Source organism: Brenneria izadpanahii (assembly GCF_017569925.1).
Lineage (GTDB): Bacteria > Pseudomonadota > Gammaproteobacteria > Enterobacterales > Enterobacteriaceae > Brenneria > Brenneria izadpanahii.
The window spans coordinates 4,737,320-4,748,299 of record NZ_CP050854.1; the positions used below are offsets into that span (position 1 = coordinate 4,737,320).

General features: G+C 57.4%; 9 protein-coding genes. 4 read left to right on the forward strand and 5 right to left on the reverse strand.

Annotated features, from left to right (window positions below):
• Window positions 1–52 precede the first annotated feature (52 nt).
• Genes HC231_RS21195 through HC231_RS21210 form a run of 4 tightly spaced genes read left to right on the forward strand, consistent with a single transcriptional unit; the run spans window position 53 to window position 5,168 of the window.
• On the forward strand, window positions 53–1,681 hold the full coding sequence (locus HC231_RS21195; protein WP_208228645.1) for an ABC transporter substrate-binding protein: 1,629 nt from the start codon (window positions 53–55) through the stop codon (window positions 1,679–1,681).
• Window positions 1,659–2,621, forward strand: a complete 963-nt coding sequence (locus tag HC231_RS21200; protein WP_208228646.1) for an ABC transporter permease — start codon at window positions 1,659–1,661, stop codon at window positions 2,619–2,621. Before HC231_RS21195 ends, HC231_RS21200 begins: the two co-directional genes overlap by 23 nt.
• Complete coding sequence (locus tag HC231_RS21205) at window positions 2,611–3,477, forward strand: ABC transporter permease (RefSeq protein WP_208228647.1); 867 nt, start codon at window positions 2,611–2,613, stop codon at window positions 3,475–3,477. The genes HC231_RS21200 and HC231_RS21205 overlap by 11 nt, the downstream gene beginning before the upstream one ends.
• On the forward strand, window positions 3,474–5,168 hold the full coding sequence (locus HC231_RS21210; RefSeq protein WP_208228648.1) for a dipeptide ABC transporter ATP-binding protein: 1,695 nt from the start codon (window positions 3,474–3,476) through the stop codon (window positions 5,166–5,168). The genes HC231_RS21205 and HC231_RS21210 overlap by 4 nt, the downstream gene beginning before the upstream one ends.
• Before the next feature lie 71 nt (window positions 5,169–5,239).
• Here HC231_RS21210 and HC231_RS21215 read toward each other — a convergent pair whose 3' ends face one another.
• From HC231_RS21215 to nikA, 5 genes are all read right to left on the reverse strand, one after another.
• Window positions 5,240–6,019 (reverse strand): ABC transporter ATP-binding protein, encoded by a 780-nt coding sequence (locus HC231_RS21215; protein WP_208228649.1) that lies wholly within the window; start codon window positions 6,017–6,019, stop codon window positions 5,240–5,242.
• Window positions 6,003–6,863, reverse strand: a complete 861-nt coding sequence (locus HC231_RS21220; RefSeq protein ID WP_208228650.1) for an ABC transporter ATP-binding protein — start codon at window positions 6,861–6,863, stop codon at window positions 6,003–6,005. Before HC231_RS21220 ends, HC231_RS21215 begins: the two co-directional genes overlap by 17 nt.
• A complete protein-coding gene (gene opp1C, locus HC231_RS21225) occupies window positions 6,863–7,690 on the reverse strand; it encodes a nickel/cobalt ABC transporter permease (RefSeq protein ID WP_208228651.1) in 828 nt (275 codons plus the stop codon). Before opp1C ends, HC231_RS21220 begins: the two co-directional genes overlap by 1 nt.
• Window position 7,691: 1 nt before the next feature.
• Complete coding sequence (opp1B, locus tag HC231_RS21230; RefSeq protein ID WP_208228652.1) at window positions 7,692–8,624, reverse strand: nickel/cobalt ABC transporter permease; 933 nt, start codon at window positions 8,622–8,624, stop codon at window positions 7,692–7,694.
• Between the two features lie 134 nt (window positions 8,625–8,758).
• Complete coding sequence (gene nikA / locus HC231_RS21235) at window positions 8,759–10,360, reverse strand: nickel ABC transporter substrate-binding protein (protein ID WP_208228653.1); 1,602 nt, start codon at window positions 10,358–10,360, stop codon at window positions 8,759–8,761.
• Window positions 10,361–10,980: the final 620 nt, after the last annotated feature.

Consider the following 10,980-nt stretch of genomic DNA (forward strand, 5'->3'; position numbering starts at 1 on the left):
TAAAGTTACAGCAATATTAAGTTGGGCTAATGTAAATTCAAGGAATTAGGGAATGGAAAAAAAATCATCGGCCATGTGGTTTCCGTCGGCCAAACTCCTCTCCGTAAGCGCTTTATCACTGCTTTTTTCCTTAACCCCCAGCGCATGGAGCGCAGAGAATAGCGAGCAACCTGTTCAGGGCGGCGTACTCAACGTCGGGCTGGGCAGCGATACGCCGATCATCGATCCACACATCACCGCCTATGGCGTAACGGCCCTAATCGCCCGCAACGTGGTGGATTCGCTGGTCGGCCAGGCTGAGGATAACAGCTTCACCCCTTGGCTGGCCGAGCGCTGGGAAATCAACGACGACAATACGTCCTACACCTTCCATCTGCGCAAAGACGTTACCTTCAGCGACGGCACCAAGCTGGATGCCGAAGCGGTAAAATATAACTTAGAGCGTATTCTCGACCCGAAAACCACCTCCAGCTACGCCAAATCGCTGCTGGGGCCGATCGATAAGATCACCACCCCCGACGCCAACACGGTCGTGATTCATTACGCATCGCCGTTTGCGCCGCTGTTACAAGGTTTAAGTCTGCCGTATCTGGGCATTCAGTCGCCGACCTATCTGAAAAAGACGCCGAACACCAGTAACACCGTGGTGGGCTCCGGCCCCTTTATTCTCGACTCCTTTGTCAAAGGCAGCGGCAGCAAGCTGAGCAAACGCGCGGATTACAACTGGGGACCGGGCTACGCGAAACATACCGGCCCGGCGTATCTGGACGGCCTCACCTTTAAATATCTGCCGGAAGCCTCCGTCAGGTTAGGCGCGTTGGCCAGCGGCCAGATTCAGGCCATTGACGCCGTTCCGCCCGCGAATTTTCCCTCGGTGAAAAAGAATCCGCGTCTGGACGTGCTCACCTATGAAAACCCAGGCGTCAACCGCGTGCTCTACCTGAATACGACGAAAGGGCCGTTCCAGGACATCAAGGTTCGCCAGGCGTTCCAGAGCGCGGCGGATACCGCGACGGCGGTGAAAGTCGCCTATTTCGGCACGCTGAAAGCAGCGGATAACGTTGTCGGTCCGGCAACGCTTTATTACGACCCGACGGTAAAATCGCGCTGGGGATTCGACCTGCAAAAAGCCAATCAGCTGTTGGATAGCGCCGGCTGGAATAACAAGGACAGCGAGGGCTACCGTCTTAAAGACGGCAAACGCCTGACGGTCACTTTCGTCTACGCCACGACCAACGTCGAAGCCGCGGACGTCACGCTATTCCAGGCGATTCAGTATCAGGTCAAACAGGCCGGATTCGAGCTGAAGCTCGCCCCGCTGGATGTGGGCGAGTTCACCACCCGAACCAATGCCAATGACTATGATATCGCCTCCAATTTCTTCGTCCGCGCCGAGCCGGATATTCTGCGCACGGTGTTTGATTCCGCCTACGCGCCGCCCAACGGCAACAACTTCGCGCGGATCAGCGCGCTGGACGAGAAGCTGAGAAAAGCGGTGGGCGCCGGCGACGCCGAACGTAAACAGCTCTATACCGACATTCAGCGTGAAATTATCGATCAGGCCTATGTTCTCCCCGTCTATATTCCCGCTTACCAGCTTGGCCTATCGAAGCAGGTACAGGGAATAAGCTGGGCGACCAACGCAAAACCGAACTTCTATGATGTCTGGATTAAACGTTAATCTGGCGGGATACGGTAAACGTCTGTTAACTATTCTGGCCGTGCTCTGGGGCGCGGCCACCTTGACGTTTATCGCCGTCAAACTCATTCCCGGCGATCCCATCGCCATTCTCAGCGGCGGCGACAACGTGGTGGACGATGCTTACCGCACGGCGCTGGCCCAGCAATTCGGCCTCGACCAGCCGCTATGGATGCAATACCTGCGCTATTGCGCCCAGGCATTGCAGGGCGATTTCGGCATCAGCTACCAGTATCGGCAGCCGGTGCTGCAGGTTATCGCCGATGCCATGCGCGAAACGCTGCCGCTGGCGCTCGGCGGGGTGACGCTGGCGATGACGCTGGCCATTTCCAGCGCGCTGATCACCGCGGGACGCAACCACCGTCTGCGGCGGCTGAGCTCCTGGCTGGAACTCACGCTGCTCAGCACGCCGGTATACTGGATCGGCATCGTACTGCTGAGCATTTTCAGTTTTCATCTGCAATGGTTCCCGGTGACAGGCAACGACGGCCTGATTTCGCTGGTGCTGCCGGTGATCACGCTCAGCCTGCCGCTGGCGGCACTACTGAGCCAAGTGCTGCGGGATGGCCTGGAAGAAGCGCTGTCCCAACCGTTCGCCCTCACCGTGCGCACCCGCGGGGTGAGCGAAACCTGGCTGCGCATTCGCCACGCGCTGCGCCATGCGGCGCTGGCGGCGTCAACGCTGACCGGCACGCTGCTGGCCGGCGTGCTGGCCGGTTCGGTATTGACCGAAACGGTCTTCGGACGCGCCGGTATCGGGCAAATTACGCTGCACGCCATCGAAACCCGCGATATGCCGCTGGTATTGGGCATCGTTATGCTGTCCGCCTTCTTGTTTGTGGTGATCAACCTGCTGGTCGATGCCCTCTACCTGATTATCGATCCCCGCTTGCGAAAAAAGGCCAACATTCATGAGCAGTGATCCCATGATACTTCCCCGAACGCCTCGACGCGCCGCGTACCGCAACCCATGGCTGGCGCTCCCGACCCTGTTGCCGGCGGCCATTGTAGCGCTGTTGGTGTTGGCGGTGTTTTTCCCCTCGCTGTTTACCAGCCGTACCGCCGATGAAATGGATATGGCGGCGATCCTTCAGCCCCCCGATCGGGCACACTGGTTTGGCACCGATCCGCTGGGGCGGGATGTCTTTTCCCGGGTGATCCACGGCACCTCGCTGTCGCTGAGCATCGGCGTCGGTGCCATGTTGATCGCCTGTCTGGGCGGCATGCTGTTCGGCACGCTGTCAGTGCTGGCGCCGGCGCCGGTACGCGCGGTGCTGGTGCGTCTGTTGGATATTATGCTGTCCTTTCCCGATCTGCTGCTGGCGCTGCTGGTGATCGCGGTTCTGGGGCGCGGGCCGGAAAACACGCTACTGGCGGTAGGACTGGCCGGGATCGCCGGCTATGCGCGGCTGGTGAGATCGCAGGTGCTTCAGGTCCGGCTTTCGGGCTACGTGGAGCACGCTACCGCGCTGGGGGAACACCCGCTGTACATCGTCGCCCGGCATATCATCCCCAATACCCTGCGCCCGCTGCTGATCGTGGCGACCATCGGCGTCGGCCACGCGATCCTGTCCGCGTCCGCGCTAAGTTTCCTTGGATTAGGCGTGGTTCCCCCCACTGCCGAATGGGGCGCGCTGCTGGCCGACGGCCGCAACTTCCTGGATATCGCGCCTTGGGTCAGCCTGTTCCCGGCCACCGTGGTGGCGCTTTCCGTCATTGCCATCACCCTGTTGGGGCGGCGTTTACAAACTATTCTGGCGAAAGGCGGCGCATCATGAACCATCGCAACGCGAGTCACCCCGACACAAACTCCGCCGTCCAGCCGCTGCTGAACGTACAAGGGCTGAGCGTCACGTTTCCCGGCGGCGAACAGGGGCCGGTGGAGTCGGTAAAAAATCTCACGTTTCAGGTTAACCCCGGAGAAATTCTGGCGCTGGTCGGCGAATCGGGATCGGGGAAATCCGTCACCGCCCGCTCGCTGGTCGGGCTGGCGGGCGAACACGCCGATGTCAGCGCCGGCGCTATCGATCTGCGGCGTCATGACGGCAGCCGCTGCGATCTGCGCTACCTGACCGATCGCGACTGGCGGCATATCCGCGGCCGCGAGATTGGCTTTATTTTGCAGGATGCGCTGGTATCCCTCGATCCGCTGCGCAAGATCGGACAGGAGATCGCCGAACCGCTCCTCACTCACCGCCTGCTGCCGCGCGCTGAGGTTGCCGGCCGGGTCGCCGAGCTGCTGACGCGGGCGGGCATTCCCGATCCGGTCAACCGCGCGGCCCAATACCCGCATGAGCTTTCCGGCGGCTTACGCCAGCGGGCGCTTATTGCCTCCGCGCTGGCGGGCGGCCCGCAGTTATTGATCGCCGATGAGCCTACCACCGCGTTGGACGCCACCGTGCAACAACAGGTGCTGAAGGTGTTTAGCGAGCTGGCGCAGGCCGGACACGGAGTGTTGCTGATCACCCACGATCTGGCGGTCGTTTCCCAGGTGGCGGATCGCGTGATCGTGATGCAGAAAGGGGCGCTGGTGGAGAGCGGTACGGTCGAACAGGTGCTTGCGGCGCCCGAACATCCCTACACCCGCCGGTTGCTGGCCGCGATCCCGACCGCCGCAACGCGCGGGAAGTGGCTGGCGGGCGATAATCCGCTGCGCGAAATTCCGGCGGGCATCTTGTCATCGGTGCTCTCCGGCGACCGAAAGTTACCGGACGTCGCTCTGAAAGCAGAACGGGTATCCGTTGCCTTCACCCGTCCCGACGGCAGCCGAATGGATGCGGTCAAACAGGTATCGTTGCAGGTGGGACGCGGGGAAACCCTGGGAATCGTCGGCGAATCCGGTTCGGGAAAAACCACGCTGGGGAAAATTATTCTGGCATTGCAAAAGCCGGATCGCGGCGAGGTCTTGCTATCGGATCATCCCTGGAGTTCATTGCCGGAACGCGAGCGCCGGCCGTTGCGCGCCCGGATTCAAACCATTACGCAAGATCCGCTCGGTTCGTTCGATCCTCAATTCACCGTGGAGAAGATCCTGCGCCAGCCGCTGCGGTTACGCCGCGATCTCAGCCCGGCGGATCAACAGCAGCGGATCCTGACCCTGCTCACGCTGGTCGGGCTGACGCCCGATCTGCTGTCCCGGCGGCCGACCGCGCTTTCCGGCGGCCAGCGGCAACGCGTGTCGATCGCTCAGGCGCTGGCCTCCGAGCCGGATATTCTGATTTGTGATGAACCGGTGTCGGCGCTGGACGTGACCACGCAGGCCCAGGTGCTGGATTTGCTGGTGGCGCTACAGCGTCAGCTACGGCTTTCCATGCTGTTTATCTCGCACGATCTCGGCGTGGTGCAGCACATGAGCCACCGTATCGCGGTGATGAAAGACGGGGAAATCGTTGAAACCGGCGAGGTAGAGCAGATATTCAGCCAGCCGCAACATCCTTATACCCGGCTGCTGCTATCGACCATACACTAGCCGGCCGCTGGCGCGATCCCCGGAACAAAGGCGTTTCGGGGATCGCGCAGGGAAGCGCCGGCCGACGCGGATTAAAACGCCATTACCGCCTGTAAAAGATTACGGGCATAAGGATGCCGAACCTGCCCCAGCGCCGCCATGTCATCAACCCGTTCGATGATACTGCCTTGTTGGAGGAAAATAACCCGCTGACACAAATAGGTTATCGCCGTCAGATCGTGGCTGATAAACAGGTAGGTCAGGCCCAGTTGCTGACGCAGGTCGGCCAGCAAATCCAGGATCTGAACCTGCACGGTTACATCCAGCGCGCTGACCGCCTCATCCAGCACCATGAAATCAGGCTTGCCGGCGATGGCTCTGGCGATGCAGACCCGCTGCATCTGTCCGCCGCTGAGCTGATGGGGAAAACGCTCGTACACATCGTCCGTCAGCCCGACCTGTTCCAGCAGCGCGATAACCTGCCGCCGCACGTCATCGCGCCGGGTCATGCCCTGCACCAATAGTGGTTCAGACACAATGCTCGACACGTTCATAAAGGGATTGGCGGACGAGGTATAATCCTGAAAAACCGCGCTGACCCGCGCCGCTCTTTTACGCCGCGGCCGACAGAAGCGCGAGGGCGCATACAATGGCTGACCGGCTAACCTGACCTGCCCGCTTTTCGGCGCCTCCAGCCCCAGCAGAATACGCCCCAGAGTGCTTTTGCCGCTGCCGCTCTCGCCGATAATGCCCAGACACTCTCCCGCCCTAACGCTGAACGACACGCCATGCAGCACGGGTATCCATTTGCCGTCATCATCCTGGGAACGGTAGCTGTGATGGATATCGCTTACTTCAACCAACGCGCTCACTGACTGCCTCCCGGCTCTGCCCTTGATCCTCATCCTGCGGCATATTGACCAACGTCTGATAGCGCCGCTGCAACGCCTGGCGCGACGCCACCAGATAGCGGGTATGCGGGTGCTGAGGCTGACGCAGCACCTGCTGCGCGTCGCCTTGCTCCACCGCCCGCCCCTGGTGCATCACCACGACCCGATCGGCAATACGATTCACCACGCCGAAATCGTGCGAGATAAAAATCATGGTGGTGCCAAGACGTTCCCGGATCGCGCGGAATTCCTGCATGATGTCGAACTGCGTGACCGAATCAAGCGCGGTGGTCGGCTCATCGGCAATCAACAGCTTCGGCTCCAGCGCCAACGCGATGGCGATCATGATCCGTTGCAGCATGCCGCCGCTAATCTGGCTGGGATACTTATCGAATAGCCGAGCGGCGTCACGCAGCCGGACCAGCCGCATCATCTCCAGCGCCAGCTCGCGCGCATCCCCCTTGCCCAACGCCAAATGCGCGCGAAATGTCTCCACCATCTGGCTGCCGAGCGTTTGCAAAGGATCGAACGCGCTCATCGGATGCTGCAGGATGATGCCGATGGTTTTTCCCCGCAGACGACGCATCGCCTCCGGCGTCTGCGCCAATAGATCCGTACCATTCAACCAGGCCTGTCCTGACTGGGTAAACTGCTCGCCCAGCAACCCCATGAGGGCGCGGCAGGTCAGACTTTTACCGCTGCCGCTTTCGCCGACAATCCCGAGGCAGGCGTGGCGTGGCAGTGAAAAAGAGATGTCATGCAACAGACGTTTGCCGCCGGACACCAGCCCGACCTGCAAATTTTCTACCCGTAATAGATCGCTCATCAATGAGACTCCCGAGGGTCCAGCGCATCGCGCAAACAGTCGCCCAGCAGATTAAATGCCGCCACCACAATCAGGATCGCCAGCCCCGGCGCCAGCATTTGCGTCGGATGGCTCATCATCACTTTCTGCGCTTCGCTTAACATGGTGCCCCACTCCGCCGTCGGCGCTTGTACGCCAAGCCCGAGAAATGACAGCGCGGAGATATTCAGGATCACCCAGCCGGTGTCCAGCGTCGCCAGCACCACGATTTCCGATAACGTATTCGGCAGCAGATGGCGCCGCAGAATGAACCACAGCGGCGTACCGCTGGCGCGTGAGAACAGGATATAGCTTTTTTGGCTATGTTTGATAACGATCCCTCGTATCATGCGGGTATACCACGCCCATTTCACCAGAATATTGGCCAGGATCACGTTAAAGATCCCGACGCCGAGGATCCCGACAATCGCCAGGATCATGATCTGGCTGGGAAACGACAGCATGATGTCGCAACAGCGCATCATGACTTCATCCAGCCGGCCGCGAAAATAGCCGGATAGGAAACCAAAGATGCTGCCGATCATAATGGTGACGGCCATCGTCAGCAGCGCCAGAAAAAGCGTGGTCTGAACGCCGAACATCAAACGCGACAACATACAGCGCCCCAGATGGTCGGACCCCAACGGGAAGCGCGCGCTAAAGTCGGCATATTTACGCGCGATGTTGATTTTATTGGGATCGTTGGGCGCCAGCCAGGGCGCGAAAATACCGATCAACACCACCGTCACGATGGTGAACAAGCAGAGCAACGCAATTTTATCGCGCAGCAGTTTTTGATAAAACAGCATATTATCCCTCTTGCCGTAGAGCAGGATCCATCCAGCGCTGAATGATATCGACCAGCAGATTGCAGATCACAAACAGCACGCCCATCATCAGGATATAAGCCTGAATAACCGGATAATCGCGATTAAAAATCGACGAGATGCAGAGTCGGCCCACGCCCGGCCAGGCAAAGATATTTTCGATAATCACCGTTCCTGCCAGCAGTTGCGGAATACTCATCCCCAGTGCGGTAATACTGCTGTGCAGCGAGTTTTTCAGCACATGGCGCAGAATAATGCTTTTTTCAGCCAGTCCGCGCGCCCGCGCATAATAGACATAATATTGCTGCATATTTTCCAGCATATTATTACGAATCAGCCGGATATAAACGGCGATGTAAACCATGGACAGCGTGACCGCAGGCAGAATGAGATGTGAGAACGTGCCGCTGCCGCTGGTCGGCAGCAAGTCCCACGACAGGGCAAACCACCAGATCAGCAACAAGCCGAGCCAATAACTGGGCATCGCCGTGCCGAGGAACACCAACGCGCGGATCAGACGGTCAAAAAAGCTGTCTTTATAGACCGCGCTCAGTACCCCCAATGACACGCTGACGCACAGGATAATCATCAGCGACAATGCGGCAAGCGCCAGCGTCGCCGGTAAACAGCGGGCAAGCTCATCCAGCACCAGACGGTTATTAATGTAGGAATAGCCGAAGTCCAGCCGCACCACATCAAACAGCCAATAGAAGTAACGGATTAGGAAGGGACGATCCAACCCCAGTTGCCGGCGCATCTCGGCGATAGCCTCTGGCGTCGGGGTAATTTCATTCACCCGTAAGGCGACTTCCGCCGGGTCGGCGGGCACCAGATTCAATAGTAAAAAAGAGAAGAATGAAATCCCCAGCAAAATCGGTAATGTCAGCAACAGACGACGATAGAAATATTTTTTCACGCGGCAACCTATAATCTTGCAGGCAGAGTGATAAAAAACCCAAAGACATCCGTCATCTTCTTCCCAATTTGCAATCATCTCGCCAGGGCTTCCGTTGACGGATATATCAGGTTCGTCAGATAGCTTGGCGCCGGTTAATCGCGGTACATGCGATCAAACGGGATCTCAAATTGAGATGGATTGAAATCCACGCCTTTCAGGCTATTCACATAGACTGCCCGGTTACGTTCATAGGTCAGCGGAATATAAACCGCTTCATCATGCAGCGTGGTCAGCACGTAACGATATAATTCCTGTCGTTGTTGCTCATCCGTGGTCACCATCGCTTGTAAGATGCTGTCATCGATTTGCTTTTTCTGCGTCAGACCTTGCTGAGCGCCATAGTCGCCGTATGCCGGAAGTTTCATGGCCGCCAGGAACGATTGAGGATCGTAGGGGGTACCCCAGGAGATGTTAAACACGATATCGAATTTACCGGCTTTCATACGGTCGCGATAAGCCTGTTCTTCTTCGCCATAGGGTTTGAGCTCGATACCCAACTCGGCGAATTCGCTTTGCAGATATTCGGAAATAACTTTCTGCGAAGCGGTATTGTTATCGTAATAAATGCCGATGGAGAGCGGCTTGCCGTCTTTCTGACGCCAGGCCTGACCGTCTTTTCGCACCCAGCCCGCTTCGTCCAGCAGTTTTGCCGCCTGGTCCGGATCGTACGCATAAGGCTTCAGGCCGATATTGCTATACGGCACGTTTTTAGCCAGCAGCGTATCCGCCGGGACTTCGCTGCCGTTGAAGATACCTTCCGCAATGTCGGCTTTATTCACCGCGTGTTGCAACGCCTGCCGTACACGCACATCCTTCAGGTTTTCCGACTGAGTATTAATCAGCAGCATGCGGGTCGATATCAGATCGGAAAGCCGTGTAGTAAAACGCGGATCCTTGCTCAATTGTGCGAAGGCATCGGCGTCAATCATGTTTTTACCATAAATCAGCTCGATTTCGCCTTTCTTCAACGCCAGCAAACGCGTCTGATTATCCGGTATTACCTTCATCACCACGCGTTCCAGCCTGGGCTTCTCGCCCCAATAGTTCGGGTTGAGCGTAAACACCGCATACTTATCGGTTTTATGCTCGCTCATCACATACGGGCCAGTGCCGATGTAAGCGTTCACGCCTTGTTTCGTCCCGCCATCTTTCATCGCCGCCGGAGAAATAAAACGCATCGGCCGGGTGACCGCCAGTTCAATGAGGAAAGGATAGTAGGGCTCTTTCAGGGTAAAACGCAGCCGGTGTTCATCCAGCGCGTCCACCTTATCGATGACGCGCACCATCTCCAGCCAGCCGTGACGTTCCCGGTTCGCCAGTACCGCATCAATATTCAGCTTCGCCGCCGGCGCGTTAAACGGTACGCCGTCGCTGAATTTCACGCCGTCCCGCAGCGTGAAAGTGTATATTTTGCCATCCGCGGAGACGTCCCATTTTTCCGCCAGCCAGGGTTGGATCCCTTGCGAGGTCACTTTCACTAGTGATTCGAACAACATGTTCTGGGCCCAAATCTCGCCGGAGTATATGTGCGGATTGAGATCGCGGGTATCGCGGAAATTAGCAAATGTTAAAGACTGAGGCTCTTGAGCGGTAACCGGAGTGGCAAACAAAGGGGAAAGACAGAACAACAGGGAGGTAATGAGTCGGGAAGATTTGCTTTTTCCATCATGCATAGCTGACTTTAATTCAGACATAGTAATAATCCATTTACCAAATAAGCGCCGAAGCGCGGAAACAATGTATGTAAAACCGTCCATATCCAGACAGTGGAAAATGATACTTATTATCATTTTAAAAACCATGATTTTGCGCAGAAATTTTGTACGGAAATCGCGTCGGCCGCAGATTAAGCTCCCACCCGCTACCGGACTTATCTCCTGCCGCGCTCACGGCCAGGCAGCGCTGAGAAAATCCCGTCGCCAAGCCTTTGCGAAACGTTGAGGGTCGGTTTAGAAAACCGGGTTTACAAAATAATTTTACATGGATATAGTTCTGCCAGTTTTTTAGCGGAGAACCCTCTTGGACATACCAGGTTTTCGAACCCAAAGCCGTTTGCAAAATCCATCGGATTTGCAAACCAAATAACGGGCAAGCTAACACATCTCTTCTGATTTGTTGCTTGCCAAAAACTGGCGGGCAGCATCACTCCTTTTTTCGGGCTGTTGCATCCCCTGAATAATGCGGCGCCATTGCGGCGCAACAGCGGTCGCTGATATTGCGCCCGGTGTTTTCCAGCAAAAAAATACCGGCTCTCTCACTGAGCCGGCCACTATCCACTATACCCAATAGCTTTCGAGTTGCAGGAAGGCGGCAA

Coding starts and splice junctions, on each gene's coding strand:
- HC231_RS21195 (WP_208228645.1), top strand. CDS start 53: ATGGAAAAAAAATCATCGGCCATGTGGTTTCCGTCGGCCAAACTCCTC.
- HC231_RS21200 (WP_208228646.1), top strand. CDS start 1,659: ATGATGTCTGGATTAAACGTTAATCTGGCGGGATACGGTAAACGTCTG.
- HC231_RS21205 (WP_208228647.1), top strand. CDS start 2,611: ATGAGCAGTGATCCCATGATACTTCCCCGAACGCCTCGACGCGCCGCG.
- HC231_RS21210 (WP_208228648.1), top strand. CDS start 3,474: ATGAACCATCGCAACGCGAGTCACCCCGACACAAACTCCGCCGTCCAG.
- HC231_RS21220 (WP_208228650.1), bottom strand. CDS start 6,863: ATGAGCGATCTATTACGGGTAGAAAATTTGCAGGTCGGGCTGGTGTCC.
- opp1C (WP_208228651.1), bottom strand. CDS start 7,690: ATGCTGTTTTATCAAAAACTGCTGCGCGATAAAATTGCGTTGCTCTGC.
- nikA (WP_208228653.1), bottom strand. CDS start 10,360: ATGTCTGAATTAAAGTCAGCTATGCATGATGGAAAAAGCAAATCTTCC.